Source organism: Streptomyces sp. NPDC001970 (assembly GCF_053594115.1).
This window is the reverse complement of record NZ_JBSFDW010000033.1, coordinates 1-26,996: the sequence shown is the minus strand read 5'-3', so window position 1 is coordinate 26,996 and position 26,996 is coordinate 1. Positions and strand designations below refer to the sequence as shown.

Below are 26,996 nucleotides of genomic sequence, written 5' to 3'. Positions count from 1 at the left end.
ATACGCTCTGCTCGGGCGCGCGTGCGGACGGTTACCATCCGCTTGCGGCGGCCGCCGTGCGCTCCCGCCGCCCCGGTGCGCCCTGAGCTGCGTCGGTTCACACTCCGCCGCTCGCACCCCGCGGAGGGCGAAGATGCGGGATCATGTGTCGCATGACCGAGGTGTCCTCCCTCACAGGGCGGCTGCTCGTCGCCACTCCGGCCCTCGCGGATCCGAACTTCGACCGCGCGGTCGTACTCCTGCTCGACCACGACGAGGAGGGGTCGCTCGGCGTGGTCCTCAACCGGCCCACTCCGGTCGGCGTCGGCGACATCCTCGAGTCCTGGGCGGACCTGACCGGCGAGCCCGGCGTGGTCTTCCAGGGCGGCCCCGTCTCCCTCGACTCCGCGCTCGGCCTCGCCGTCATCCCGGGCGACGAGGGCCCGCTCGGCTGGCGGCGCGTGTACGGCGCGATCGGGCTCGTCGACCTGGAGACCCCACCGGAACTGCTCGCCTCCGCCCTCGGCTCGCTGCGGATCTTCGCCGGATACGCGGGCTGGGGCCCCGGCCAGCTGGAGGAGGAGCTCACCGAGGGGGCCTGGTACGTCGTCGAGTCGGAGCCCGGCGACGTGTCGTCGCCCAGCCCCGAGAACCTGTGGCGCGCGGTCCTGCGCCGTCAGCGGAACGAGCTCGCGATGGTCGCCACGTACCCGGACGACCCTTCGCTCAACTGAATCCGCCGCCGTTCAGTACCCTTGGCACTTATGAGCACTCTCGAGCCCGAGCGCGGGGCAGGTACGGGCACCCTCGTAGAGCCGGCACCGCAGGTGTCGCACGGCGACGGCGACCACGAGCGCTTCGCCCATTACGTCCAGAAGGACAAGATCATGGCGAGCGCCCTCGACGGCACTCCCGTGGTGGCACTGTGCGGAAAGGTCTGGGTGCCGGGGCGCGACCCCAAGAAGTACCCGGTCTGTCCCATGTGCAAGGAGATCTACGAGTCCATGGGCCCTGGCGGCGACAAGGACAAGGGCGGCAAGGACAAGTAAGAGGACAGGTGACCGGTCGATCGACCGGTCACGGGTCCGGTTCTTCCCGTTCGGACGGCCCCCGGAGCGCGCTGAGGCGCGCTCCGGGGGCCGTTTGCCGTTGCACGGGATGCACCTGCCGGTCACAGAGTGGTTGAGACCTCTTGTCGGCGTGTTGGGGCCGCCCTAACCTCCTGCGTGTTGTGCAGTGCGAAACGAGCGTTGCGTATGTTGCAACACGAATGGGGGAGGACCCTCAGTGAAGCTCTCTGCCCGAATAGCCGCCCCGGTCACCGCACTTGCCCTGGCCGGTCTCACCGCCACCGCGTGCGCCCCGCAGACGTCCGACAACAGCGCGAAGACCGACGAGAAGAGCGGCACGCTTCGCGTCTGGCTCTTCCAGGAGGTCAGCAACAAGCCCAAGGAGCAGGTCGTCGACGCGGCGATCGCCTCCTTCCGTGCCCAGCACAAGGACGCGAAGGTCGAGGTCGAGTACATCCCCGTCGACACCCGTGCCCAGCGCATCAAGGCGGCCTTCAACGACCCCAAGAGCGCGCCCGACCTGATCGAGTACGGCAACACCGACACCGCCGGGTACGTCAAGGACGGCGGACTCGCGGACGTCAGCGAGGAGTTCGACGCCTGGGACGAGGTGAAGGACGCCGACCCGACCGCGAAGCAGTCCGTGACGGTGGACGGCAAGGTGTACGGGGCGCCGTTTTTCGTCGGCGTACGCGCGCTGTACTACCGGACCGACGTCTTCGAGGAGCTCGGCGTCCAGCCCCCCAGGACCCAGGCGGAGCTCGTCTCCACCGCCAAGAAGATCCACCGGGCGAAGCCGGACCTGTACGGGATCGCCGTCGGCGGCGCCTACACATACGGTGCGATGCCGTTCATCTGGGCGAACGGCGGCGAACTCGCCGAGAAGCAGGGCACGTCGTACAAGTCCGCGATCAACAGCCCGGCCGCACGCAAGGGCATCGAGGCCTACACCTCGCTCTTCAAGGACGACAACTGCCCGGCCGCGAAGTGTGCGTCGATGGGCGGCAACGCGACGGTGACGGCGTTCGCCTCCGGGAAGGCGGCGATGGCGATCGGCGGCGACTTCAGCCACGCGGCGGTCGAGGCGGGTGCGGTGAAGGGCAAGTACGCGGTCGTCCCGCTGCCGGGCGTCGAACCCGGCTCGATCGCCCCCGCCTTCGCGGGTGGCAACAACATCGGCGTCCTGAAGAGCAGTTCGCACCGGACGCTGGCGGTGGAACTGATGAAGTCGCTGGCGGGCAAGGACACGCAGAGCAAGCTCTTCGACGCGATGGGCTTCCTGCCGACCTACACGGACGTCCGGGCCGAGGCGGCCACGAAGGAGCCCTTCGTGAAGCCCTTCATCGACACCCTCGCCGCCGACACCAAGTTCGTCCCCGCGTCGCCGGGCTGGGGCCAGATCGACGCGTCGCTCGTCCTGCCGACGATGTTCCAGGAGATCGTCAGCGGCAAGAAGAACGTGGCGACGGCGTCGGACGACGCGGCGCAGAAGATGGACGCGGCGTTCGCGTCCGCGGGCTGAGTGCGATGACGCCCCGCACGCCGGGGTCCGACGCCCCCGAGCCCGCCCTCCCGCCGCCGACCGCCGCTGCGCCGGGCGGCGGGCCGGGCGGGACCGCGCCTTCGCAGGCCGGCCCGGTGTCCGCGGCGTCGGGCGCCTCGGGGCCGTCGGTTCCGTCGGCCGCGTCGGCCGCTGACGCCACGCCTCCGTCCGCGGCGCCGGGCCCCTCGGAGCCGGAGACACGGGCTGCAGAGCCGGTGCCGGGGGCGGTTCCGGCCCGTTCGGGGAACTTCCCGGGCGAGGCTCAGGGAGAGCGTGAGGACGGACACCCGGGGCGCGGTCCCGGTGCCGGTCGCATGTCCCGGCCTTCGGCTCCGACGGGCGACGAGGCCACGACTCCGGCCGACGACGGGCCGGCGCCGGGCTCTGCCCTGGCAAGCGCCGACACGTCCGCCGCGGTCCCGGGCTCCCGTCGGGCGCCGGTGCCTGCGGGCGCGCCCGGTGGGCGGTCGCGGGTCCGAGGGGCGTCGTCGGCGGCCCTCGGCGCTTCGTCGGGCGCCGACGGCCGGCCGCGGCCGTCACGGGGACGCCGCGGGGGCTGGACCCCGTGGATGTACCTCGCGCCGGCGCTCGTGGTCCTGGGCGGGCTGCTCGTCTACCCCATCTACCAGCTCGGGCTCATCTCCTTCCTCGAGTACACCCAGGCCCAGGTCAGCGGTGGCGAGCCGACGTCCTTCCGGGGCTTCGGCAACTACACCGCCCTGTTCGGCGACAGCCAGTTCTGGCAGGTCCTCCTCGCCACCGTCGTCTTCGCCGCCGCCTGCGTCGTCGCCACGCTCGCCGTCGGGTGCGCCCTCGCCGTACTGCTCACCCGGATCCGCGCCGTGCCCCGCCTCGCGCTCATGCTCGCCGCGCTCGGGGCGTGGGCGACGCCCGCGATCACCGGGTCGACCGTCTGGGTCTTCCTCTTCGACCCGGACTTCGGCCCGGTCAACAAGGTGTTCGGGCTCGGCGACCTCTCGTGGACGTACGGCCGCTACAGCGCCTTCGCGCTCGTGCTCTTCGAGGTCGTGTGGTGCTCGTTCCCGTTCGTGATGGTGACGGTGTACGCCGGTATCAAGGCCGTCCCGGGCGAGGTGCTCGAAGCCGCCGCGCTGGACGGCGCCTCGCAGTGGCGGACCTGGCGTTCGGTCACGGCTCCCATGCTGCGGCCCATCCTGGTCGTGGTGACGATCCAGTCGATCATCTGGGACTTCAAGGTCTTCACGCAGATCTACGTGATGACGAACGGCGGCGGAATCGCCGGCCAGAATCTCGTCCTCAACGTGTACGCCTACCAAAAGGCCTTCGCGTCCTCGCAGTACAGCCTGGGCTCGGCGATCGGTGTCGTGATGCTGCTCATCCTGCTCGCCGTCACGCTGGTCCATCTGCGGCTGCTGCGCCGCCAGGGGGAGGAACTGTGAACACGCTCTCCGCCCGTCTCCGAGTCCACATCCGCATCCGCAGGCCGTGGCGCCTCGCCGCCGAGGCGGCCGCCCTGCTCATCGCGGCCGTCGTCGCCTTTCCGCTCTACTGGATGGTGCTCTCCGCGTTCAAGCCCGCAGGGGAGATCCAGTCCACCGAAGCCCGGCCGTGGACGCTCTCCCCGTCCCTCGACTCGTTCCGCCGCGTCTTCGAACAGCAGGAATTCGGCCGTTACTTCCTCAACAGCCTCTTCGTGGCCGGAGTCGTCGTCATCGCCTCCGCGCTCATCGCCTTTCTCGCGGCAACTGCCGTGACCCGTTTCCGTTTCCGCTTCCGCACCACACTGCTGATCATGTTCCTGGTCGCGCAGATGGTGCCGATCGAGGCGCTGACCATCCCGCTGTTCTTCCTGATGCGGGACTTCGGGCAGCTCAACACCCTCGGCGCGCTGATCCTGCCGCACATCGCCTTTTCGCTGCCGTTCGCGATCTGGATGCTCCGCGGCTTCGTCAAGGCGGTTCCGGAGGCGCTGGAGGAGGCCGCGTACATCGACGGCGCGAGCCGCGCGCGCTTCCTCTGGCAGATTCTGTTCCCGCTGGTGTTCCCCGGGCTCGTCGCGACGAGCGTCTTCTCCTTCATCTCGACGTGGAACGACTTCCTCTTCGCGAAGTCGTTCATCATCAGCGACACCTCGCAGTCGACCCTTCCTATGGCGCTGCTGGTCTTCTTCAAGCCGGACGAGAACGACTGGGGCGGGATCATGGCGGCCTCGACGGTGATGACGATTCCGGTGCTGGTCTTCTTCGTACTCGTACAGCGACGTCTGGTATCCGGACTGGGCGGCGCGGTGAAGGACTGAGGCAATGAACCTGATTCCCGCTCCACGGAGCATCGACGGCCCGAAACGCTGCGGATTCGTCCCGGACGCGCGCACATCGATCAGCGCCGGTCCGGGTACCGCGACCACGGAGCGCTGGCTGCGCTCCACCGTGGGCTCTGCCATGGGCCTGCCGTTCCCGTCCTCGGCCGACGGCACACAAGGAAACACCCTCACCCTGCGCATCGACGACGGCATGGCGCCCGAGGCGTACCGCCTCTCGGTGGTGTCCACCGTGGGAGTGGAGATTGCCGGCGGTGACGCGGCCGGCGTCTTCTGGGGCGCCCAGACGCTGCGTCAACTGCTCGGGCCCGACGCGTTCCGCCGGGCCCCCGTGCGGCGCGAGGTGGCCGTGGGCATCCCGGACCAGATCATCGAGGACGCCCCGCGCTTCCGCTGGCGCGGCCTCATGCTCGACGTCGCCCGCCACTTCCTCCCCAAGGACGACGTCCTCCGCTATCTCGATCTCCTCGCCGCCCACAAGCTCAACGTCTTCCACTTCCATCTCACCGACGACCAGGGCTGGCGCATCGAGATCAAGCGCCACCGGCGCCTCACCGAGGTCGGCGCGTGGCGGTCCCGTACGAAATGGGGGCATCGGGCGTCCGACCTCTGGGACGAGAAGCCGCACGGCGGTTACTACACGCAGGACGACATCCGAGAAATCGTCGCATACGCCTCCGAACGGCACATCAGCGTCGTTCCGGAAATCGACATCCCGGGCCACTCGCAGGCCGCCATCGCCGCGTACCCGGAACTGGGCAACACCGACGTCATCACGGCGTCGACCGAGGCGGACACCGCCCTCTCCGTGTGGGACACCTGGGGCGTCAATCCGAACGTACTCGCCCCCTCCGGCACCACCCTCCGCTTCTACGAAGAGGTGCTGGAGGAAGTCCTCGACCTCTTCCCGGCCGCCAACTCCCCGTTCATCCACATCGGCGGCGACGAGTGCCCCAAGGACCAGTGGAAGGCGTCCCCCGCCGCCCAGGACCGCATCAAGGAGCTCGGCCTCGCCGACGAGGACGAGCTGCAGTCCTGGATCATCCGGCACTTCGACACCTGGCTGGCCGCCCGCGGCCGCCGCCTCATCGGGTGGGACGAGATCCTGGAGGGCGGTCTGGCTCCCGGAGCCGCCGTTTCGTCGTGGCGCGGCTACGCCGGCGGGATCGCCGCCGCGCGCGCGGGCCACGACGTCGTCATGTGCCCCGAGCAGCAGGTCTATCTCGACCACCGGCAGGCCGCCGGCGCCGACGAGCCGATGCCCATCGGCTACGTACGCACCCTGGAGGACGTGTACCGCTTCGAGCCCGTCCCGCCGGAGCTCACCGGCACCCCCGAGGCGGCGCACGTCCTCGGCACCCAGGCCAACGTCTGGACGGAGGTCATGCAGGACCGCTCCCGTGTCGACTACCAGGTCTTTCCGCGGCTCGCGGCCTTCGCCGAGGTCGCGTGGTCCGCACTCCCCGGCTCCGCCGACCGTGACTTCGCGGACTTCGAGCGGCGAATGACGGTCCACTACAGGCGTCTTGACGCGCTCGGCGTCGACTACCGGCCGCCCGGTGGCCCGTTGCCGTGGCAGAAGCGCCCAGGTGTGCTCGGACGTCCGATCGAGGGGGCGCCCCCAATCGTGTGAGCCGCGCCACAAGATGGTGTTCCTGGCGGCGGTCCCTGGGACCGTGGGGGCCGCACGGAAAAGTCGTACAAGGAGCGCCGAAGAGCGGTAATCCGCTTGTGACGGCAATGCCGTACCAAACCGGACGAACGCCAGTCTTCGGGATGTTCTGGACGGATGTGCCCTTCGCGGACCCTCGCGTCGGACCGCTCGGAAGATGTGCCAGAGTTGCCACGTCCGGGCTGTGAGCACGTACGGTACGGCAACACAGGCGGACAGCCGGGACACCGGGAAGGGGCAGCTGGGTTGACCACTCACGCACCGCAGGCGGCGCAGTCCGTGACGCTGCCGGCCTCGCTCGAAGAGGCCGTGGCGGCGCTCACGGCCATGCCCGCCGCCGTGCCGGTCGCAGGTGGCACGGACCTGATGGCGGCCGTCAACAAGGGTCGGCTGCGGCCCGCCGGTCTCGTCGGTCTCGGCCGCATCAACGAGATCCGCGGCTGGCAGTACCAGGACGGCCACGCGCTGCTCGGCGCCGGCCTCACCCACGCCCGGATGGGCCGGCCCGACTTCGCCGCGCTCATCCCCGCGCTCGCCGCGTCCGCGCGCGCCGCGGGCCCGCCGCAGATCCGCAACGCCGGCACGCTCGGCGGCAACATCGCCACCGCGGCCCCGACCGGTGACGCCCTGCCCGTGCTCGCCGCGCTCGAGGCGGACCTGGTCATCGCGGGCCCGGGCGGCGACCACCGCGAGATCCCGGTCTCCCATCTGCTGGCCGGCAGGGAGATGCTCGGTCCGGCGGAGCTGATCGGCTTCGTCCGTGTACCGCTGCTGCACGCCCCGCAGGTGTTCCTCAAGGCCACAGGGCGCACCGGCCCCGGCCGCGCGTCGGCGTCCGTCGCCGTCGTGCTCGACCCGGCGCGGCGCGGGGTGCGCTGTGCGGTCGGCGCGATCGCACCGATGCCGCTGCGTCCGCTGGAGGCCGAGCGCTGGATCGCGTCCCTGATCGACTGGGACGGCGCGCGCGGGCTGGCGCCCGAGGCGCTGGCGGCCTTCGGCGAGTACGTGGCCGCGGCCTGTATCCCGGACCCGCAGGGCGACGAGCAGATGCCGCCCGGGATCCTGCACCTGCGGCGCACGGTCGCCGCGCTGGCCCGACGAGCACTGGGGAGGGCGCTGTCGTGAGCACGGAAGAGAACGCTTCGGGGCAGCAGCACCAGCAGCGGCAGCCTCAGTCGCAGCAGCGCGGGGGCGGGGGCTGGCAGCCCACCCCGCAGGGCGAGTACGACTCCGACGCGACGGCCTTCGTCCAACTGCCGCCCGAGGGCCTGCTGGACGCACCGCTCGCGGCGCCCGGGCACGGCTATGTGCCGCCCCAGATCACGCCGCCGACTCCGGCGCCCGGCACGGACCCCGCGGCGACGGGCAGTTGGATGGTGCAGCCGCAGCCGCAGCCGCAGCCGCAGCCGCAGCCCGAGCCTGTCGCGACGCAGCAGGACCCGCGTGCGACCGGCCAGTGGACCTTCCCGGAGGCCGAGCCCGTCGCGGCCGGGCCTTCCGAGCTGACCGGTCAGTGGACGATCCCCGTGGCGCAGGGGGACCTTCCTGACGAGTCCGGCGAGTTCACGACGTCCGTGCTGGCGTCCCAGTGGGGCGGGGGTACGCCTCCGGCGACACTGCCGGGAGGTGCGGCCGCGCCCTGGGCGACGACTCCGGAGGCGGCGCCCGAGGAGCCCGCGGCTCCGGTGCCGTACCCGGCGACGCTGCCGGGCGGGGCGCCCGCGCCCTGGGGGACGGCGCCGCAGGAGCCGGCCGAGGCGGTCGCCCAGGCCGAGGCCCCGGAGCCCGCGCCCGTACCGCAGCCACAGTCGCAGACGCCGCCGGAGCCCGAGCAGCAGCCTGTGCAGCAGCCGGAGCCCGAGTCCGTACCGGCAGAGGCCCAGGCCCAGGGTCCGACCGAGGCCCAGGCAAAGGCCCAGGACCGAGCCGGCGGCACCCTCGGCAACGACGAGCACCCCCACACCTCGTACGTCCTGCGTGTGAACGGCGCCGACCGCCCCGTCACGGACGCCTGGGTCGGCGAGTCCCTCCTCTACGTGCTGCGCGAGCGCCTCGGCCTCGCCGGTGCCAAGGACGGCTGCTCGCAGGGCGAGTGCGGAGCGTGCAACGTCCAGGTCGACGGCCGGCTGGTCGCCTCCTGCCTCGTTCCCGCGGCCACGGCGGCGGGCTCCGAGGTCCGTACGGTCGAGGGCCTCGCCGTCGACGGCGAACCGTCCGACGTCCAGCGCGCCCTCGCCAAGTGCGGCGCCGTCCAGTGCGGCTTCTGCATTCCCGGCATGGCCATGACCGTCCACGACCTGTTGGAGGGCAACCACGCCCCCACGGAGCTCGAGACCCGGCAGGCGCTCTGCGGCAACCTCTGCCGCTGCTCGGGCTACCGAGGTGTCGTCGACGCCGTGCGCGAGGTGGTCGCGGAGCGCGAGGCGAGCGCCGCCGCCGCGGCGGCGGCCACGGAGGAGCCCTACGAGGAGGCTCGCATCCCGCACCAGGCACCCCCGGGGGCCGGTAGTGTGCAGCCCCACCCGCATGACGGAGGCATGGCGTGAGCAACGACGCGGCCACCACCGTGACGACGATGCCCCAGGGGGGCGGCGACGCCCAGGAAGAGGTGCCCACCCACGGCCTCGGCGCCTCGCTCCCGCAGGCCGACGCGCGCGCCAAGACCGAGGGCACGTTCCCGTACGCCGCGGACCTGTGGGCCGAGGGCCTGCTGTGGGCCGCGATCCTGCGCTCCCCGCACCCTCATGCCCGTATCACCTCCATCGACACCGCCGCCGCCGCCGACATGCCGGGCGTGCACGCGGTCATCACGCACGCCGACGTCCCGGGCGACGCGGCGTACGGCCGCCGGATCGCGGACCGGCCCGTCTTCGCGTCCGAGACCGTCCGCCACCACGGAGAGGCGATCGCCGCCGTCGCGGCCGACCACCCCGACACGGCCCGGCTCGCCGCGGCCGCGATCGCGGTCGAGTACGAGATCCTCGAGCCGGTCACCGACCCCGAGAAGGCCTTCGCCGCCGAGCCCCTGCACCCCGACGGCAACCTGATCCGCCACATCCCGCTCAACTTCGGCGACCCCGAGGCGACCGGCGAGACGATCGTCGAGGGCCTGTACCGGATCGGCCGCCAGGACCCCGCCCCCATCGGCGCCGAGGCCGGCCTCGCCGTGCCGCGCCCCGACGGCGGCGTCGAGCTCTACACCGCGTCCACCGACCCGCACACGGACCGTGATCTGGCGGCGGCCTGCTTCGGACTGTCGCCGGAGCAGGTGAAGGTCGTCGTCACGGGCGTACCGGGCGCGACGGGCGACCGCGAGGACCCGGGCTTCCAGATCCCGCTCGGCCTGCTGGCCCTGAAGACCGGCTGCCCGGTCAAGCTGACGGCCACCCGCGAGGAGTCCTTCCTCGGCCACGCCCACCGCCACCCGACCCTGCTCCGCTACCGCCACCACGCGGACGCCGAGGGCAAGCTCGTGAAGGTCGAGGCCCAGATCCTGCTGGACGCGGGCGCCTACGCCGACGCCTCGTCGGAGTCCCTGGCCGCCGCCGTGGCCTTCGCCTGCGGCCCGTACGTCGTCCCGCACGCCTTCATCGAGGGCTGGGCCGTACGCACCAACAACCCGCCCTCCGGCCATGTCCGCGGCGAGGGCGCGATGCAGGTGTGCGCCGCGTACGAGGCCCAGATGGACAAGCTGGCCGCGAAACTGGGCCTGGACCCCACCGAGGTCCGCCTCCGCAACGTGCTCGCCACCGGCGACATCCTCCCCACCGGCCAGACGGTCACCTGCCCGGCCCCGGTCGCCGAACTGCTGCAGGCCGTACGCGACTTCCCGCTGCCCGCGCTTCCCATGGACACCCCGGAAGAGGCCTGGCTCCTCCCCGGCGGCCCCGAGGGCGCGGGCGAACCGGGCGCCGTGCGCCGCGGCGTCGGCTACGCGCTCGGCATGGTCCACATGCTCGGTGCCGAGGGCGCGGACGAGGTCTCGACGGCGACGGTCAAGGTCCAGGACGGCGCCGCGACCGTCATCTGCGCGGCCGTGGAGACGGGCCAGGGCTTCTCCACCCTGGCCCGCCAGATCGTCCAGGAGACCCTGGGCATCGACGAGGTCCGCGTCGCCCCGGTCGACACCGACCAGCCCCCGGCGGGCGCGGCCACGCACGGCCGCCACACCTGGGTCTCGGGCGGAGCCGTCGAACGCGCGGCGAAGATGGTCCGTACACAGCTGTTGCAGCCCCTGGCCCACAAGTTCGGCATGTCCACCGAGCTGCTCCAGATCACCGACGGCAAGATCACGTCGTACGACGGCGTGCTCTCCACGACCGTCACCGAGGCCATGGACGGCAAGGAACTCTGGGCCACCGCCCAGTGCCGCCCCCACCCCACCGAACCCCTCGACGACCACGGCCAGGGCGACGCCTTCGTCGGCCTCGCCTTCTGCGCCATCCGCGCGGTCGTCGACGTCGACATCGAACTCGGCTCCGTACGCGTCGTCGAGGTCGCCGTCGCCCAGGACGTCGGCCGCATCCTCAACCCCGCCCAGCTGAACGCCCGCATCGAGGCCGGCATCACCCAGGGCGTCGGCACGGCCCTCACCGAGAACCTCCGCACCGCCCGCGGCCTCGTCCGCCACCCCGACCTCACGGGCTACGCCCTTCCGACCTCCCTCGACGCCCCCGACATCCGCATCGTCAAACTCATCGAGGAACGCGACGTGGTGGCCCCCTTCGGCGCAAAGGCCGCCTCCGCGGTCCCGGTCGTCACCTCCCCGGCCGCCGTCGCCTCCGCAGTCCGCGCGGCCACGGGCCGCCCGGTCAACCGCCTCCCGATCAGGCCGCAGGCGGCGGTCGCTGTGCCCAACTCATGACCGTGTGATCCGCGTTGCACGTGCAATGCCGAGGTGCGCCGTGTCACTGATGGTGACTACAGTGATCTCCGAAGCTTTTGTGTGTTGAACGGGGAGGCGTCGATGGCTTGGGACGACGGGACGGGGCGGCCGGTTCACCCGAGCGTCTCCACTGTGAGCTCCGGAGGCCGTTCGGGCTCCGGTTCCATGGACCTGGACGTCGACGCCGGTGAGCTGGTCAAGTTCAAGAACCGGGTGGACGGGCTTCTCTCGCGACTCGATGCATCCCCCGCGGCACCGATGAGGATGGCGGACGGCACGGTTCCGGTCGGCGACCTCGGCAAGGGCTTCGGCGAGGCTGAGACGCTGTACAACGTGTACAAGCGGGTCCACGAAGAGCTGCAGAACCTTTCCAAGGGCCTGGCGGGTCAGATCGAGGCCCTGGGCATCGCAGTCGACGGTTCCCGCAAGGGCTATGAGCAGATCGACGACGACATCAAGCGGCGTATGCAGCGCATCGCCCAGCAGGCCGAGGCGGACATCGAACGCCGCGAAGCGGAAAAGCGCAGGGAGCAGGAGCCGTCCAAGGACGAGCCCGCGAAGACTGCCGACCCGGCCGATGCGTCGGGCGGTACGAGTCTGTGATGACGGTACTTGTGCATACACGGGGAATGAGGGGGCGCCGTCATGGCTGAGCAGGATTCGGGCGGAGGCGTGTTCGGAGGGCTCTTCGGCCGGCTGTTCGTGTCCACGGACTTCGAGTCGCACACGCATGAGCAGATGCTGGCCATGCTGGCCTCGGCGAACCCGGAGACCATCAAGGAGCATGCCGATCAGCTGACCGACGCAGCCAAGACGATCACGGAGATCGGCGAGGACCTCAAGGCCTACGTCAACTCCGTGGTGTGGAAGGGCGATGCCGCCGAGGCGTTCGCGACCTGGGGTGAACAGGCATCGCTTGCCACCATCAAGCTCGGGGAGTACAGCGCGGTCGGTGGCTCATGGATGAGCAACGCGGCTCAGACGCTGCGCGAGGTGAAGGCCAGCCTGCCGGAGGTGGATGCGTCCGCCAAGGAGAACCTCGATGCGGCCTTGAAGTACCACAACGACCCGGATGCACGGACCGTGGCGCAGGATGCCCGGGCGAAGCTGGACGGGGACCACGCGGAAGCCGTTCAGCAGATGAACAAGCTTGCGCAGTCGTACACGTTCTCGGCGATGTTCATCAACGCGGCGGAACCGCCGATGTTTCCGGCGCCGCCGGCGGATTTCGTCCCGCAGGGCAGTTACGTTGACGGGGACGACCGGGCTCGACCCGGCACCTACAGCCAGGGTGGCAGCTCGTCCGGCAGCGATTACTCTCCTTCGGCACCCGGCGGTCCGTCCGGTCACGGGGTGGGCAACGGACATGTGCTTCAGACGTCTGCGGGCACCGTGCCCCCACACGCCGACCGCCCTGTCGGGCTGGGGATCGACAGCGTGGGCACGCTTCCGCCGCCCACGCAGCAGTCTCCCTCGATCACACCGGGCAGCCTTCCGTCGGCCGGTCGTCCTGATGGGGGGATCACTCCGCCCATCGTCATGCCGCCCTTGACCGGCAGTAACCAAGCGGTCTCGGGCGGACGACCTGCCGGTGCCACCGGGCGTACGCCCGCGCTACCCAGTCATGGCCCGCTCGGCACCGGCCCTGGTACTGCCCGGGTGCCTCGCGAAAGTGGCATCACAGGCGGCCGTCCAGTTCCGCAGAACACGGGTCGTCCCACGGGCGGACTCCCGCGCGGCATGGTGGTCGGGAACGAGGGCATTCACGGTCGTACGCCAACGGGGGGCACCTCTGCTGGCAGCATTCACGGTCCCACGGGCGGTCAGAACGGTATTGCCGCAGGCCGACGCCTGGCGTACGAGACCGGTGGGGTCGTCGGTGGTCGTCCCGGCCAGCAGCCGGGTGCGACCGGCAGCCGTCCGTTCACGCCTGGTGGCACGGGCCTGGTCCGTAATGGTGCTGAAGGTGGCACCCGCGCGGGTGCTGGACAGGGCAGCCGCTCGGGCATGATGCCGCACTCCACCCACGGAGCAGGCCGTAACCAGGACGAGCGTCGCGAGGAGCGGCCGGACCACCTGGTGGAAGACGAAGAGACCTGGCAGCGGGACAGCCGTCGGGTTGTGCCGCCGGTGATCGACTGATCGCGTACGGATTCGCAGAGGAAGCACATGCGCACCAGCAGCATTCGAGCCCGCCACCTGACAGTAGGCACGTCGGCCCTACTCGGGATGCTGTTGGTGGGCACAGCGTCAACGCCCGCCCATGCCGAGTCGATTCGGTCAACGCAGTGGCATCTCGATGCCATGAAGGCCGACGAGATGTGGGAGGTCAGCACCGGCAAGGGGGTGACGATCGCCGTGATCGACACTGGCGTGAAGGTTATCCCTGAACTCGCGGGCCAGGTCCTCGAAGGCAAGAACATCACAGTGAAGCCGGGCGACGCACATGACGACGTCGACGGGCATGGCACAAGCATGGCGGCCGTGATCGCTGCCACTGGCAAGCATCCCTCCGGCGACGGCTCGTACGGTCTTGCCCCGGGGGCCAAGATCCTGCCCATCAGAACGGACACGCTGGCCGGCAAGCAGGCAGACCGCCAGACCAGCACCGCCATTCGTTACGCGGCTGATTCGGAGGCGAAGATCATCAGCATGTCGTTCGGATCGCCGACCGACGGGCCCCGGACACGCGAGGCGGTCACGTACGCACTCGGCAAGGGCAAGCTCCTTTTTGCCGCCGTAGGCAACGCTGGAAATGACGCCACTCTGGTCCAGTATCCCGCCGCGACGCCCGGTGTGGTCGGTGTAGCCGCAGTCGACCGGAACGTCAAAGCGACCAAGGAGTCGCAGACTGGCAAGCACGTAGACCTTGCAGCGCCCGGCATGGACATCGTCACTGCCTGTACTGGCAAGACCGGCCTCTGCACCACCCACGGCACAAGTGACGCCACAGCCCTGGCCTCCGCCTCCGCCGCCCTCATCTGGTCCAAGTACCCGACCTGGACCAACAACCAGGTCCTGCGCGTCATGCTCAGCACCGCCGGCGGCCCCACCAGCGGCGCCAAGCGGAACGACTACATCGGTTACGGCGCGGTCCGCCCCCGCATCGCCCTCTCCCAGACCGTCGACCCCGGACCCGCGGACGAGTACCCCCTCCCGGACCTAGCGGCTGCCGAGGCCAAGTCGCCCTCCACGGAAGCCTCCAGGTCGACAGGTGGTTCGGACTCCGCCGAGAAGCCGGCCGCCGCCGCGCCCGCTTCCCAGGCCGATGGCAGCAATACGGGACTCCTGATAGGTCTGGGTATCGGCGCCGCGGTGCTGCTCGGCGCCGCAATAGCCGTCCCTGTGGCCCGTTCCCGGCGAAGCTGAGGCGCGTTCCATGACCGGCGTCATCATCACCTTCTTCGCTCTCGCCGGCTTCTTCGTCGTCCTCGGGTGCGTCGACCAGCGCCGCCTCTACTGGCGCTTCACCGCCTGGCGCTACCGCAACCCGGAGGCCACCGAGCCCTCCGACGCGGCGTACAACCGAGGCCGGATCGTCGCGTTCATCGCGGCCGGCGTGATGCTCTTCTCCGCCTGCGGTGCCATGAACTTCGCCGACGAATCCTCATGGAGCCGCGGCGAGCTGCAGGACGTCGTGGAGGCCGCGGCCGCGTCGCTCGAAGCTGAGTCGCATGCCACGAGCGGGTCCACGTCCACGGTCGAGGACGCACTGCGCCAGGCCGCCGAGGGCGAAGGCCCCTACTACCGCCTCGCCGTGGAGTCGACGGATGGCGACAGCTACGAGATCACCACCGACAGGGGCGAGTACCCCTTCTGCCTCAGCATGACCTCTTCGGAGTCGGGCGGGGTCGCGGTCCCCGGGGCCGATGGCTCGACCACGGTTCTGCCCGAATACGATCTCGTCGTCTCCGTGGACGAGGGCCGGTGCTGAATGCCGGATCTTTTGTGCGCATACCGTGCACAAGCCAGACCGAGGCAGGCCTCCGCAGTACGCGCGCATAAGGTATGAGCGGCCGGAACTGTTGGTTCCACATGGTTGCGACCGAGGGGGAAGCATGTCGTTCGACGAGGAGTGGGCATCGGCCCGCAGCAGCGCCACCGCGGGCGTCGGCATGCGCCTCAATCAGGTCGCACCCGAACCGGGTGGTGGCAGCAGCACCGCCGACCTCGGCGTCAACCAGGACAAGCTCGGTGCGATCGGCAACGCCGCCTACGCGCTCCACGGCAGGCTGGCGAAGGACGGGAATCACGCCCAGGCCAGCACCTCGGACGCCGCGACGATGATGACGGTGAACGGGTTCCGGACCGGATCCGCGATGGCGACCGTCAACGAGACCTGGAAGTCGCAGCTGAACACGCTTCTCGACGCCTGCGCGAACATCTCCAACCACCTGGACTACAGCGCTGCCTCGCACGCCAGGGAAGAGGAAGAGATCAAGGCGGCGCTGTCCGCGTCGAAGATCAACGAGTACTTCAAGTAGGGCGGGGTGACGCAGCTGTGCTGACTTTTGACAACGTGTACCAAGCCCCGCTGGACAAGATGAAGGCCGCGGCGGACGACTGGTCGAAGATGAAGGGCCTGCTCGACACGCTCGCCGAGGATGCCCGTACGACCATGGCGGCGAAGGCCGACGACGACTACTGGCGAGGTGTGAACGCCGAGGTCACGAAGCCGTTCGTGGACAAGACCGCGAAGGAGTTCGAGGACGCCGCAAAGGCCGCCGAAGGTATCCGCAAGATCCTCGAGGACGGATACAACGCCTTCAAGAAGGCCAAGGACGACCTCAAGAAGATGGTCGACACCGAAGCGCCGGCCGCGCACCTCGTCGTCGGCTCCCACGGCACGGTCGAGGCCTCGTACCCGCTGGAGAAGGACAACGCGGCTCGTCACGACCCGGACTATCCGGAGGCGCTGCGCAAGCAGCGGGCCGACGTCGAGGCCATGCAGAAGAGGATCGACGCCATCGTCGAGACCTGTGACGACGCCGATGTGGCCTGTGCAAACGCGCTCAAGGCCAACATCACCGGCGACAAGCACAACTTCAGCGCGCCGAAGTACAGCAGCCTCGACGCCGAGGAGGCCCAGCGCGCCATCGACCTGGCCCAGAAGGGCCGCGACCTCTCGCACGAGGAGCTGGTGCGGCTCAACGAGCTGCTGAAGGACAACAGCAGATCGAAGGAGTTCTCGCGGACCTTCTACGACGGTCTCGGACCGAAGGGGTCGCTGGAATTCTTCGGGCAGTTGTCCACGGACACGTACGACTACTCCGAGCTGAACGAGCAGCGCCTCAAGGACGTCAAGGAGCTGCAGAGGAACCTCGGCCTCAACCTCGCCTCGGCCACGCAGGGCGGCGACAAGTGGACCGAGAACTGGTCCACGGAGATGCGCAAGCTCGGCACCGAGCGCATCCCGCTGGCCAAGCACGACTACAACGGGCCGTTCGGATACCAGTTGCTCGGCGGCATCATGCGGAACGGCAACTACGACCCGAAGTTCCTCACGCCGATCGCCGAGCATGTCGCCCAGCTGCACGCCAAGGATCCGTACATGTTCGCCGACAACAAGGCGATCGGCGGGTGGCAGAAGAACCCCTTCAACCCCTCCGGCGTGAACGGGGCCGGCTACGACCCGATGGTGCCGATGCTGGAGGCGCTCGGCCACAGCCCGGAGGCTGCCAAGCAGTTCTTCTCCGCGGAGCCGACCGCGTACAACGAGGACGGCACGGTCAAGGGCGGGTCGCCGGACCTTGGCAAGGACAAGGACGGCAACGGGATCAGCAACTACCTCGACTTCTTCGGCAACGAGAAGTACGAGTTCTTCCCCGACATCGACGGCCACCACCCGGACGACGCCAAGAAGTCCACGGCCTACATGCCGGATGCCCTTGGCCACGCGCTCGAAGCGGCGACACTCGGCCACGCCTGGGACGATCCGAGTCCGAAACTCGTCAAGGACGAGACCACGGTGGAGATCATGGAGAAGGTCGTCGAGAAGTACGGCCAGGACCCCGGCCTGCTCAAGAAGCAGGAGACGATGGCCGACAGTCTCGGCAACATGGGCGCCGGCTACATCGACGACATCAACTGGGCGCTCAATGAGAACAAGACCGACAGCATGTACGCGCCGGAGAATGCGAACTCCGAAAAATACCCGCACGCTCGCGACCCGAACAACCACGCCGAATTCGGGCGCAGTGGCGCGCTGAACTTCCTGAGCACGCTGGGACAGCACCCGGATTCGTACGCGACGATCGCGACCGCCGAGCGCATCTACACCAATGGCATGCTCGACGCCCATGCCGTCGACGCGAACGGGAAGATCGACACCGGACATGCCCGGTCGGCCGTCTACACGGGTGCCGAGGTGCAGGGCATCCTCGACCAGTCCCGTGCTGACCAGGTCACCGCGGAGAATCTCAAGAAGGACGAGGAGTACAACAAAGCCCTCGAGAAGCGAGCGGGCTGGATGGAGTTCGGCGCGGCCGCCGCGATCGGCGCCGGTGTGGCCTTCCTGCCCGCTACGGCTGCCGCCGCGGGTGCGGCCGCCATCCTCGTGCCACTCGCCGTGGACACGGGCAGTGGTGCGCTGGAGCAGCTCTCCGGGCAGTTCATCGGCGACTGGTCGGACGCCAAGCAGGAAGAGCACAAGGAAAACACTGAAGAGCAGATCCGGGAACAGCGGACGAATATCTACACCGCTGGTGAGGACAACTCCAAGGCTGCTATGGACGACTTCATGGAGCGCCACCAGGTCAAGCCCGACAGTGAATTCGGGCAGGATCTGAAGGAGTCGGCCAACCTCGGCTACATCAACGGAAATTCCAAGGAAGACCAGCAGGGGCAGGACCCCGAGACCGGCTGAGTGGGTGGATCGAGTGAAGAGGCGTCATCATGCGGTGGTGGCCACGATGGTCACCAGCCTGGTCTGGGCCACCGCAGCATGCGGCGGAGGCTCAGGAGAGAGCGCCGAGCCGCGCGCGACGAGTTCCGCCGAAGGGCAGAAGCTCTGCGGCGGCGCGGTCGACGACGCGGCACATCAGGCACTGACTCTGCTGACCGGCACGGCCGAACTGCATCCGACGGACGACGACGAGAATGCGCGGACGGCGGCCGATGCCCTGATCGCCGGCTGGTCACCGTTGAGTTCGCCTCCGCACTCCCGGGACGCTCACCCCCTCTGCTCGATCTCGACCGAGGAGAACTACGGGAACGGCCCGGGCGATGTCCGGATCCGCTTCCAGCTCTCGGATGCCGCGCAGGCAAAGGACGACGGCGACATTGCCAAGTCCCTGGAGCGGTACGAGATGGGAGTCCGGGCCTCGATGGGTACCGAGCGGGCGTACGTGTGGTTCTCGTGCAAGAGCGCCGAGCTTCCGGGGTCCGACCAGGACCCGGCGTACGTTCTCGGCGAGGTCGAGAACCGGCGGGCCCCGAAGGGCGACGAAGGCAAACTACGGGACGCCAACGCCACGTTGTTGCACTCCACGTCGCGCGCCGTGGCCCGCGAGCTCGGTTGCGAGGCGGACGCGGGACTCAAGGCGAAGCCGGTGTTGAGGCACTCGGGATGACGGCCTGGCCGGAGCCGGTTCGGTGACCGCTGCGAGCGGGCAACCGGTGCAGGGTGCCGTCGGGCCCCGTCGCCTCGTGCTCGCCGTCCAACTCGCGCCAGAGACGACACCGAACTGGTGAAGCGTTCCTCTGCAAGCTCCGCAGAGCCAGAGGCGCGGCCGACCCGGTGAATACTGAGCCCATGCGCCAAGCATTCGCCCACGAAGCGGTCGTCGTCATGGATGCGGACGGCGACGTGCGAGCACTGGGCGCAGCCATCACGGTCGCCCTGTGCGGGCACTGGGAACACGAGCCGCCATGCCCGCTGGCGTCGCATCACACCGCCGCGGAACGTTCCGGCGGGGAGGTGCGGCTACGGGTGCTCTTCGCCACCGATCCCGCGTCTGAGGCCGATGTCCGTCGTCGGATCGAGGGTGCTCTGTCCCGGCCCGACTTCGTTGGACCGGACGACGTCACGACTCGTTGGCAGTTGCGCAGTGCGTCGGCCGGCGCTGTTCGGGAAGACGAGGCCGAGCACGCCGAACGACTTGTTCGGGCTTGAGAGCCTCGGTCTCATGGTCGCTCATGTAGTCGTTGTATCCGTGGTGCACGAGGGCGTGATGACCGAAGGCCTCCTCGTGCACGGTGCGGTCGCCGTCGGTGCCGTGTGCGATGAATCGGCGGTGGGGGACGGGTGAGCCGGGAGGGTCGAGGCGGGTGATCAGCGCGTACGGGCCGATGCGCCGACCGGAGTCCTGACGCGGCCGTTCCATCTGCGAATCCCCCTTGATCGTATTGAGCGAAGAGCAGCCTACTGATGCCGCCGGAGCGGCTCCGCGCTGGAGCCCTTGAGGGAGGAGGGACGGGAGACGGCAGTGCCGACCACGCTCGGCGCACCGGGCCGAGTCGCGGTGCGCGCCGTGTCGGTGCCGTTCCCGAGTCCCGGTGCAGGGCGAGAATGAGCGCCTGCACAGCCGATTCCCGGCCTTATTGCCCTGCAAAGCAGCGTTTTCGCCCCGTGGTCACTGGGGGCCGATGGGGACCGACCAGACCGGGCGGATGACTGGAGCGTCATGACTGGAGCGCCATGAGTGGTGGCAGCGCCTGGACCGGCGTGGCGGTTGCGGCCGTTACCGCGGGCTATGCGCTGTTCTCGCGGCGACTGGCCGCAACGGCCGTGTCGGCGCCGATGGTGTTCAGTGGCCTTGGGGTGCTCATCGGTCCGGTGGGGCTGGACGTTCTCGACCTGCGCCACGACGCCGGGCCGGTGCTGACGCTGGTGGAGGCGGCTCTGGCCCTGGTGCTCTTCACCAATGCGATGACGGTGCGGCGCCGGGACCTGCGCACCGGTGGCTTCCTGCCCCTGCGTCTGCTGGCCGTCGGCCTGCCGCTGAGCATCGGGGCGGGCTGGCTGCTGGCCTGGCCCTTGCTGCCGGGACTGACGATGTGGGAGTTCGCGTTGCTCGGCGCGATCCTCGCTCCCACCGACGCGGCGCTCGGCAAGACCGCCGTCTCCAGCACACGCGTCCCGGCTCTCGTACGCCGGGGAATCAACGTCGAAAGTGGCCTGAACGACGGTCTGGCGCTGCCGTTCTTCCTCCTCTTCCTCGCGGCGCTTCCCGGCACGGCGACGGCGGAGGAAGGAGTGGACGGAGTCTTCTGGCGGGCGCTGGTGCTCAGCACGGCGCTCGGCCTCGCGGTCGGACAGCTCGGCGCATGGCTGCTGCTCAGGTCGCGTGCCAGAGGCTGGGCGACGCGCGAATGGCGCGAGGTCTATGTGCTCGCTGTGGCCCTCGGCTCGTACAACCTGGCGGTCGCCACGGACGGAAGCGGGTTCATCTCCGCGTGGGTGGCGGGGTTCGCCTTCGGAGTCGGGCTACGGAGGCAGGAGCCGGTCACCGGGAGCAGGAAGCGGACGGACGGGCAGACTGCCGATCTGGCCGACTACGTGGGCGGGCTGCTGGCGACGCTGAGCTTTCTCATCTTCGGCGCGGTGATGCTCGGTCCGGCGCTGGAGCAGCTCGACTGGAAGATCGTCACGTACGCCGTGCTCAGCCTGACGGTGGTGAGGATGGTGCCGGTGGCCATCTCGCTGGCCGGGAGCGGATTCCGCCTGCCCACGGTGGCCTACATCGGCTGGTTCGGGCCCCGTGGCCTGGCCTCCATCACGTTCGGACTCCTCGCGGTGGAGGCGTCCGTTCCCGGGACCGACCTGCTGGGCACGGTCATGTCGGTCACCGTCGGCCTCAGCATTCTGGTGCATGGCATGTCGGCCGCCGTCCTCGCCAACCGCTACGGCGGATGGTACGAGGCCGCGACTGCCGCCACACCGGACCTGCGCGAGGCAATCGGCGTGCCGGAGGCCGCCGAGCACCGGCAGCCCGGCCACCGGCGCCTGCGGTAGCCGCGAGTGGCGGCGGCGGCAGCGGCCTCGACTCCGCCCGGTCCGCGGGCGGCTCTGCCCGGTCCGCCGGCGGTTCTGCCCGGTCCGCGGACGGTTCTGCCCGGTCCGCCGGCGGTTCTGCCCGGTCCGCGGACGGTTCTGCCCGGTCCGCCCGGCCGTTCTGTTCGGTCCGCCCGGCGGCCGGGCGCCGGTGTGTCAGTGGTCCGCAGGCTGCTCGTCGCGACCGGCGCGCCGACCTGCCCCATGGGGTCGCAGACTCCGTCCAGTTGCTGCCCGGCTGCCCGCCCTCCTCGGTGGAACCTCTCGACAGGCGATCCACGCGGAAGGGACTTACGGTCGAGCGGTAGGCGCTGCACCGATGCGGAGCCCTGCATGCGCGCCCTTCGACCCGCATCGCAACACCACGAGGAGACTTCCGACATGGCCACAGCATCCGAAACCCCTGTCCTGGACACCCTCGCCGCGATGACGGTCGACTCCGTCGAGCGGTGCGGGCTGGCCCCGGACATGCTCCTGCTCACCCGCATCGCGGCCCTCGCCGCCTCGGACGCTCCGCCGATTTCCTACCTCGCCCACATCGACCCCGCCCTCAAGGCCGGCCTGACCTCCGACCAGCTGCAGGACGTTCTGGTCGCCATCGCCCCCATCGTGGGCACGGCCCGTGTGATGACGGCAGCCGGCAACATCGCCAAGGCACTGGGCATCGCCATCGCCGTCGCCGACGCCGAGACGGAGGCCCAGGGCTGAGCGCGGCCGACGGCTCAGCAGGACGCGGAGGTGTCCCTCGATCCCGCCTGCGTCATCCCGTGCGCAGGGTGCGGGAGAGCCTGTCCGACCAGGGCCGAGGTCCTGGTCGGACCTGGTGAGCAGAGACCGTGACCGGATTCGAACCGGCGTAACCCGCTTTGCAGGTTTGTCCGCGCTGGTCAGGGCGTCATCCGGGCGTGGTCGCGGGCGTTCAGATCCGTACGGAAGCTGTGCCCCCAGGGGCGGGGTGAACGGCTCTGGACGGTCGCGTACGGCGGTGAACGAGACGGAAACTGAGACGGGCGAGACCTACCTAGGCAGCGGTGGTCCAGGCCCTTCCCGGGCCGATGGCATCGCTGACCCCGCAGCGATCGACGCGGACGCCAACGAGGGGCTCTTGCGCACCCTGGGCCGCACCCGCAGCAGGACAGGCTGTGGTGACATAGGTCTTGACTGCCCCGGGCCGGCTGTCGACTGGTCTGGGACGGCGGCGGTGAAGGCGTCGATTACCAGGGGCGGGCTCCTTTGAACGTTGCCCCTCCTCAGCTTTCCGGGTCTTCCACGGTGAGGCTGATGCCGTGCGGCACGCCCTTCCTGGTCCTGACCGCCGCGGCCTCGGATGCGGAGGTTGCCGGCAGGAGACACCCTGGTCTGGGGCGCTATCTGTACGAGCAACACGTCGTACGGCGTGTCACTGATGCGGGCGAACGCCGTCTCCGCTGCGAAGCAAGTTGTACGAGCCCGGAATTGGTTCGGTCGATTATTCGGGAGAGAATCGTGACTGTTCGGTCCAGGGAACTCGGCTTCGGTATGCCGTGGGAAGCCCATTACGGGTACAGCCAGGCCGTTCAAGTCGGCGACACGCTCTATGTCTCCGGGCAGGTGTCGCATGACAGCGCCGGGGCCTTCGTCGGGGTGGGAGACTTCGAGCTCCAGGTGAGGACGACTTTCGAAAACCTCGACCGGGTGCTGGAGCACTTCGGCGCCACCCGCAACCAGATCGTCGAGACCACCGTCCTGGCCATGGACCTGCGGGAGAACTTCGACACCCTCGCCAGGCTGCACGCCGCGTACTGCGGCGACCACCGGCCCACCAGCACCGTCATGGGCGTGGCCGACCTCGCGCTGCCCGACCAGCTCGTCGAGATCGGCGCGGTCGTCCGCCTTGACGTGACGCACTGACGGAGCGCGCCCCCAAACCTGTTCGTGACGGTCACAAGAAGGTTTGGAAATGTCACTGTTCGTGCCGAAGTTCGACTCGTCCGTGATCGTCCGTGGGGCGGAGGCCGAGACGATCGATGATGATCCCAACGGTGTTTTCACGCTGCTGGCTGACAGCAGCGCGTCTGGTGGGGCGCTGTCCACTGTGCGGGTCACCCTGGCGGCGGGCACCGACGGCGCCCCACCGCATCTGCACCGGCACTCTGCGGAGATGTTCTTCCTACTGGATGGTGCCGCCGAGATCCTCTCCGGCGACGACATCGTCACCGCGGAACGCAGCGATCTCCTCATCGTCCCGCCGGGCAAGCCGCACGCCTTCGCTGCCACCCCCGGCGCCGGCGCCGACATCCTCGTCGTGATCACCCCGGGCGTCGAGCGCTTTGAGTACTTCCGCCACATCCAGCGCATCCGCCTGGGCGAGGTCGGCCGGGAAAGTCTCCTGGAGGTCCAGGACCTCTACGACAACCACTTCCTGAACAGCGAGGCATGGTCCGCGCGCCGCTGACGAGGGCCTCCCGGGCCAGTCCCGGGGAAACCGTCTCACGTCCACATGGCACAGCCGCCTGGTACTCCAGCCGGACTTCTCCGTTACTGCGGGTTTACGGCTTCAGTGTGGGGGTGCAGTGAGGTGGTGCCCGAGACGGGGCGGGTCTTTCCGGCCCGTCCCGCGAAAGTGTGACCAGAGCCGAGACCCGCCGCGGGCGGGATGATTTCGCTGCTTGGGCATGGTGGCGTCCCGGCGCGGTGGTCGGGGTCTCCAAGGTCTTTCGGTCGTGGGCGGTCAGGGGTTTGCTGGTCAGCCGGCGGGGCGGGGCAGTGCGGCAAGGCGGTGGAAGGTCGTGGCCAGTTCGTGTCTCCAGGGCCAGGTTGCGGAGATTCGCAAGCGAAGACGCCGGCTGCCGCGGGTGAGGCGGGCGGCGACGTGCAGCAGTCGGTAGCGGAGCTTCTTCGGCTCGGCGGTCGCCAGCTCCCCGTCCAGTAGCAGGAGGCGCATCCAGGCCAGCAGGTCGATGGCCGCGAGGCAGAGTTCGAGCCAGGTCGAGTTGATGGCGAAGTGGCGGGAGGGGAAGCGGCCGAAGCCGGTGGTCTTGCCGCACCGGATGTGGTCCTCGACGTGGCATGCCCGCGGTGACGAACCTCCAGGAACTGGGCGGAGCCGCCACCCGCGTGGGGAGTGTCGGTGAGGAACACCTGGTGCCGCAGGCCCTCGTCCTGGTCGAACAGGGACAGCTGGGCACCGGGGTGCGGTCGTTCGCGCCGCACGATGATGCGAGTGCCGGCCGGGTAGCCGGCAAGGTCGACCGCGCCGGTCAGCTCGGCGACCTCGGCGCCCTCCCGCAGGGTCCCGTCCTGGTCCAGGGCGGGATGCCAGAGTCGGTCGGGGAGGGACCGGATCGCGCGGCGGACCGGCTCGGTGATGGCGTATCCGACCGAGAAGCGCAGGTCCAGACCGTCCTCACGCAGGGTCTGGATGTGGGCCAGGAAGGCTTTCGCGCCTCCGGCGCTGTCGGCACGGACGAGGGTCGTGGTGCCTTGCCGGTGGGCGTCGGGAATCTGCGCGAGTGCCTGGTCGAGCACCGCGATGTGATCGGCGGCGGTGTTGGCTCCGGCGTTGCCAGGCCGCAACCGGCCGGACAGCGCCTCGCCGGTGTTGGCCAGGAAGCACAGCAGCGGGTGGAACCCGAAGCCGCCCTTGTAGGTGGGTGCCGCCTGCTCTTTCTCGGAGTGGCAGGTGATCAGCGTGGCGTCGAGGTCCAGGACGAGGCCGGGCAGCGTGCGTCCCGCGGCACGGACTGCGGGTATGCCCTCACCGGTCTTGGCGGCCTGCAGCCAGGCGACTTCCCGGGCTTGGGCGCGGGCCGAGCGCAGAGAAGCCAGTGCCTTCTCGTCAACGTCGGCGAGGAGCCGCCAGGCCGTTGGTGTCGAGGCGACCGAGCCGAAAACTTCGGCCTGGTCCCGTAGCACGGCCAGGTCCGTGATGGCCTCGCCGCCGTCGGCGAGCATCACCGCCAGGTCGGTGGCGGTCCGTCCCGGATCATGTCCGGTTCCGCGAGGCCGCAGCGGGCTGAGTGCGGTGGAGTACGCGGCGGTCAGCCCCGTGGCATCGGCAAGATCCGCCAGCAGCCGCGCTCCGGCATGACCGACCACCCCCGACCCGTCAGCGGTGACATGGACCTTGGGACGCAACCCGATACCCTGCACGTAGAAAGTGCCCTCCGCCTGGCCCGACAGAACCCCTCAGCAAGGTTCATCGTCCCAGGTCAGGAAGGCACTTTCGCGTTTCCGCCTCGACACACACCACACCCAAACGAAACGGCGAGGCTAGCCACAGGCTAGCCACAGGCTAGCCACCGCCAAGGGAGAGCCCGAGCGGGCCGGCCTGGAGTCGTCCCGGCGTGCCGTGCGCCGACTGAGTGGGGACACGTGACGCCGTGGAATCTGCTCTGGGTGGCGGCCAAACGGGACATCTGGCGGCTCGCCCATGCCGTGGATTATCAAGATCAGTACTGCCGTTGGCCTCGACCAACCAGGGGCTGCCATCACCGCGGATCACGGTCGCCAGATTGTTTACGTGCGCACGGCCCGGGACAGGTGGTCGAGCAGCGCCCGTCATGCGGTTGTTGCAGGACGGACTGAGGGCGTCTGGGGTCAGCAAGGCTTACCGTGAGGCCAGAACCCCCGTTCGAGCCGCTACGACGACGCCGTCCGCGAGGCGTCGGTGTCTCGCCGTGCCAACTCATTTCTCGCTGCTCGGCCAAGCGCTTACGAGTACGGCTCACGATCTTCCGCGCGTCGACGACACCGAGCTGAAGGATCTCAGCGATCTCGGAGTAGTCGCAATCGAACGCCTCTCTCAGGACGTACGCGGCGCGCTTAATGGGGCACAGCTCCTGCAGGAACAGGAGCTCGGCCAGGTCCAGGGCCTTTGCGTGGTGCCCACCTACCGCCGGTTCCGCGCTCGTGTCGATGGGCTCGGGCAACCACGGTCCCATGTATGTTTCCCGATGCGCGCGTGGAGATTGCGCCACCTCGACGGCCAGTCGAGTCGTCGTACTCGACAGAAAGGCCACCGGGCTCACCACCGCGGAGCGGTCGGTCTTCTGCCATCGCAGCCATACTGCCTGGAGGACGTCTTCAGTATCGCCCGCACTGCCGAGCACGCGGTAGGCGATTCCGAAGAGACGCGGCACGTGCTGCATAAAGACAGAAACAGCCTCTGCAGGGGTGTTTGCCGTGGGAGGCGGCTCAGAATGCATGACTTGCGGTCTCCGTTCTTCTGGTTGGGGTCGTCTGGGGCGGCCCTGCCACCGCGTGGAGGCAGGCAGCTCCGCCGAGCGGTTCTGGCCAACCCCTTGATGAACCCGACCGTTTCGTCGAGGGGCGCGCGGGCCCGTGCGGACGCCCACTAGGGCACGACGAACGCCGGTTGCGCCGTCAGGAACGACACAACCGGCTGAACGGAGCGGGCGCCGGCCCCGTCCGGGCCGGGCCGAGCGCGCTGATCGAAGTCGAAGAGTGTCGCCGACTTCCCCGTGCTCAGTCCGCGGCGCTGAATGCGCTTCGTGTCCAGTCGGCGAAGCTGGTCCAGGCGATTTCCGGATGGGCCGCATGCAGAGCCGGG

Annotated in this window: 22 protein-coding genes and 1 pseudogene; 20 read left to right on the top strand and 3 right to left on the bottom strand. The window is 69.5% G+C overall.

Going from position 1 to position 26,996, the window contains the following annotated elements; genetic code table 11:
• Window positions 1–152 precede the first annotated feature (152 nt).
• From ACWCP0_RS31510 to ACWCP0_RS31435, 16 genes are all read left to right on the top strand, one after another.
• Window positions 153–713 carry a YqgE/AlgH family protein gene (locus ACWCP0_RS31510; RefSeq protein ID WP_451082168.1) on the top strand — a complete coding sequence of 187 codons (561 nt, stop codon included), beginning with the start codon at window positions 153–155 and terminating at the stop codon, window positions 711–713.
• A 30-nt stretch (window positions 714–743) separates the two neighbouring features.
• On the top strand, window positions 744–1,028 hold the full coding sequence (locus ACWCP0_RS31505; RefSeq protein WP_451082167.1) for a DUF3039 domain-containing protein: 285 nt from the start codon (window positions 744–746) through the stop codon (window positions 1,026–1,028).
• A 238-nt stretch (window positions 1,029–1,266) separates the two neighbouring features.
• Window positions 1,267–2,571: an extracellular solute-binding protein gene (locus tag ACWCP0_RS31500; RefSeq protein ID WP_451082166.1), complete on the top strand. Its 1,305-nt coding sequence runs from the start codon at window positions 1,267–1,269 to the stop codon at window positions 2,569–2,571.
• A gap of 461 nt (window positions 2,572–3,032) precedes the next feature.
• The gene (locus tag ACWCP0_RS31495) at window positions 3,033–4,013 is read left to right on the top strand and encodes a carbohydrate ABC transporter permease (protein WP_451082215.1); all 981 of its coding nucleotides are present in this window, start codon (window positions 3,033–3,035) and stop codon (window positions 4,011–4,013) included.
• A complete protein-coding gene (locus ACWCP0_RS31490; protein WP_451082165.1) occupies window positions 4,010–4,873 on the top strand; it encodes a carbohydrate ABC transporter permease in 864 nt (287 codons plus the stop codon). The genes ACWCP0_RS31495 and ACWCP0_RS31490 overlap by 4 nt, the downstream gene beginning before the upstream one ends.
• 4 nt (window positions 4,874–4,877) lie before the next feature.
• Window positions 4,878–6,527, top strand: a complete 1,650-nt coding sequence (locus tag ACWCP0_RS31485; protein ID WP_451082164.1) for a beta-N-acetylhexosaminidase — start codon at window positions 4,878–4,880, stop codon at window positions 6,525–6,527.
• A gap of 285 nt (window positions 6,528–6,812) precedes the next feature.
• Window positions 6,813–7,691: an FAD binding domain-containing protein gene (locus ACWCP0_RS31480; RefSeq protein WP_451082163.1), complete on the top strand. Its 879-nt coding sequence runs from the start codon at window positions 6,813–6,815 to the stop codon at window positions 7,689–7,691.
• Window positions 7,688–9,112, top strand: a complete 1,425-nt coding sequence (locus tag ACWCP0_RS31475; RefSeq protein ID WP_451082162.1) for a 2Fe-2S iron-sulfur cluster-binding protein — start codon at window positions 7,688–7,690, stop codon at window positions 9,110–9,112. Before ACWCP0_RS31480 ends, ACWCP0_RS31475 begins: the two co-directional genes overlap by 4 nt.
• Entirely contained in the window at window positions 9,109–11,430 is a 2,322-nt protein-coding gene (locus ACWCP0_RS31470; protein ID WP_451082161.1) for a xanthine dehydrogenase family protein molybdopterin-binding subunit, read from the top strand. The genes ACWCP0_RS31475 and ACWCP0_RS31470 overlap by 4 nt, the downstream gene beginning before the upstream one ends.
• Before the next feature lie 153 nt (window positions 11,431–11,583).
• Complete coding sequence (locus tag ACWCP0_RS31465) at window positions 11,584–12,054, top strand: hypothetical protein (protein WP_451082160.1); 471 nt, start codon at window positions 11,584–11,586, stop codon at window positions 12,052–12,054.
• A 135-nt stretch (window positions 12,055–12,189) separates the two neighbouring features.
• Window positions 12,190–13,593 (top strand): WXG100 family type VII secretion target, encoded by a 1,404-nt coding sequence (locus ACWCP0_RS31460; RefSeq protein ID WP_451082159.1) that lies wholly within the window; start codon window positions 12,190–12,192, stop codon window positions 13,591–13,593.
• Between the two features lie 27 nt (window positions 13,594–13,620).
• Complete coding sequence (gene mycP / locus ACWCP0_RS31455; protein ID WP_451082158.1) at window positions 13,621–14,820, top strand: type VII secretion-associated serine protease mycosin; 1,200 nt, start codon at window positions 13,621–13,623, stop codon at window positions 14,818–14,820.
• A gap of 10 nt (window positions 14,821–14,830) precedes the next feature.
• The gene (locus ACWCP0_RS31450; RefSeq protein WP_451082157.1) at window positions 14,831–15,385 is read left to right on the top strand and encodes a hypothetical protein; all 555 of its coding nucleotides are present in this window, start codon (window positions 14,831–14,833) and stop codon (window positions 15,383–15,385) included.
• Window positions 15,386–15,509: 124 nt separating this feature from the next.
• Window positions 15,510–15,935 carry a hypothetical protein gene (locus ACWCP0_RS31445; protein ID WP_451082156.1) on the top strand — a complete coding sequence of 142 codons (426 nt, stop codon included), beginning with the start codon at window positions 15,510–15,512 and terminating at the stop codon, window positions 15,933–15,935.
• Between the two features lie 17 nt (window positions 15,936–15,952).
• Window positions 15,953–18,316 carry a hypothetical protein gene (locus tag ACWCP0_RS31440; protein WP_451082155.1) on the top strand — a complete coding sequence of 788 codons (2,364 nt, stop codon included), beginning with the start codon at window positions 15,953–15,955 and terminating at the stop codon, window positions 18,314–18,316.
• 37 nt (window positions 18,317–18,353) lie between these two features.
• The gene (locus tag ACWCP0_RS31435; protein WP_451082154.1) at window positions 18,354–19,022 is read left to right on the top strand and encodes a hypothetical protein; all 669 of its coding nucleotides are present in this window, start codon (window positions 18,354–18,356) and stop codon (window positions 19,020–19,022) included.
• A gap of 453 nt (window positions 19,023–19,475) precedes the next feature.
• Here ACWCP0_RS31435 and ACWCP0_RS31430 read toward each other — a convergent pair whose 3' ends face one another.
• Window positions 19,476–19,775 carry a hypothetical protein gene (locus ACWCP0_RS31430; RefSeq protein ID WP_451082153.1) on the bottom strand — a complete coding sequence of 100 codons (300 nt, stop codon included), beginning with the start codon at window positions 19,773–19,775 and terminating at the stop codon, window positions 19,476–19,478.
• 314 nt (window positions 19,776–20,089) lie between these two features.
• Here ACWCP0_RS31430 and ACWCP0_RS31425 point away from each other — a divergent pair, with 314 nt between their 5' ends.
• The 4 genes from ACWCP0_RS31425 to ACWCP0_RS31410 all read left to right on the top strand — a co-directional run bounded on the left by ACWCP0_RS31425 (window position 20,090) and on the right by ACWCP0_RS31410 (window position 23,879).
• Window positions 20,090–21,406, top strand: coding sequence for a cation:proton antiporter (locus tag ACWCP0_RS31425; protein WP_451082152.1), 1,317 nt, complete (start codon window positions 20,090–20,092; stop codon window positions 21,404–21,406).
• A gap of 420 nt (window positions 21,407–21,826) precedes the next feature.
• Window positions 21,827–22,153, top strand: a complete 327-nt coding sequence (locus tag ACWCP0_RS31420; RefSeq protein ID WP_351236681.1) for a carboxymuconolactone decarboxylase family protein — start codon at window positions 21,827–21,829, stop codon at window positions 22,151–22,153.
• Window positions 22,154–22,930: 777 nt separating this feature from the next.
• On the top strand, window positions 22,931–23,335 hold the full coding sequence (locus ACWCP0_RS31415) for a RidA family protein (protein WP_451082151.1): 405 nt from the start codon (window positions 22,931–22,933) through the stop codon (window positions 23,333–23,335).
• Window positions 23,336–23,384: 49 nt separating this feature from the next.
• Window positions 23,385–23,879, top strand: coding sequence for a cupin domain-containing protein (locus ACWCP0_RS31410; protein ID WP_451082150.1), 495 nt, complete (start codon window positions 23,385–23,387; stop codon window positions 23,877–23,879).
• Window positions 23,880–24,170: 291 nt separating this feature from the next.
• Here ACWCP0_RS31410 and ACWCP0_RS31405 read toward each other — a convergent pair.
• Window positions 24,171–25,606, bottom strand: a pseudogene (locus tag ACWCP0_RS31405) (IS1380 family transposase).
• Window positions 25,607–25,914: 308 nt separating this feature from the next.
• Window positions 25,915–26,631: a sigma factor gene (locus tag ACWCP0_RS31400; protein WP_451082149.1), complete on the bottom strand. Its 717-nt coding sequence runs from the start codon at window positions 26,629–26,631 to the stop codon at window positions 25,915–25,917.
• Window positions 26,632–26,996 lie beyond the last annotated feature (365 nt).

What these genes read in the sequence shown, in the direction of transcription:
- ACWCP0_RS31510 (WP_451082168.1), top strand. Translation starts at nt 153, where the DNA reads ATGACCGAGGTGTCCTCCCTCACAGGGCGGCTGCTCGTCGCCACTCCG.
- ACWCP0_RS31505 (WP_451082167.1), top strand. Translation starts at nt 744, where the DNA reads ATGAGCACTCTCGAGCCCGAGCGCGGGGCAGGTACGGGCACCCTCGTA.
- ACWCP0_RS31485 (WP_451082164.1), top strand. Translation starts at nt 4,878, where the DNA reads ATGAACCTGATTCCCGCTCCACGGAGCATCGACGGCCCGAAACGCTGC.
- ACWCP0_RS31460 (WP_451082159.1), top strand. Translation starts at nt 12,190, where the DNA reads ATGCTGGCCATGCTGGCCTCGGCGAACCCGGAGACCATCAAGGAGCAT.
- mycP (WP_451082158.1), top strand. Translation starts at nt 13,621, where the DNA reads ATGCGCACCAGCAGCATTCGAGCCCGCCACCTGACAGTAGGCACGTCG.
- ACWCP0_RS31450 (WP_451082157.1), top strand. Translation starts at nt 14,831, where the DNA reads ATGACCGGCGTCATCATCACCTTCTTCGCTCTCGCCGGCTTCTTCGTC.
- ACWCP0_RS31445 (WP_451082156.1), top strand. Translation starts at nt 15,510, where the DNA reads ATGTCGTTCGACGAGGAGTGGGCATCGGCCCGCAGCAGCGCCACCGCG.
- ACWCP0_RS31430 (WP_451082153.1), bottom strand. Translation starts at nt 19,775, where the DNA reads ATGGAACGGCCGCGTCAGGACTCCGGTCGGCGCATCGGCCCGTACGCG.
- ACWCP0_RS31425 (WP_451082152.1), top strand. Translation starts at nt 20,090, where the DNA reads ATGAGTGGTGGCAGCGCCTGGACCGGCGTGGCGGTTGCGGCCGTTACC.
- ACWCP0_RS31420 (WP_351236681.1), top strand. Translation starts at nt 21,827, where the DNA reads ATGGCCACAGCATCCGAAACCCCTGTCCTGGACACCCTCGCCGCGATG.
- ACWCP0_RS31410 (WP_451082150.1), top strand. Translation starts at nt 23,385, where the DNA reads ATGTCACTGTTCGTGCCGAAGTTCGACTCGTCCGTGATCGTCCGTGGG.
- ACWCP0_RS31400 (WP_451082149.1), bottom strand. Translation starts at nt 26,631, where the DNA reads ATGCATTCTGAGCCGCCTCCCACGGCAAACACCCCTGCAGAGGCTGTT.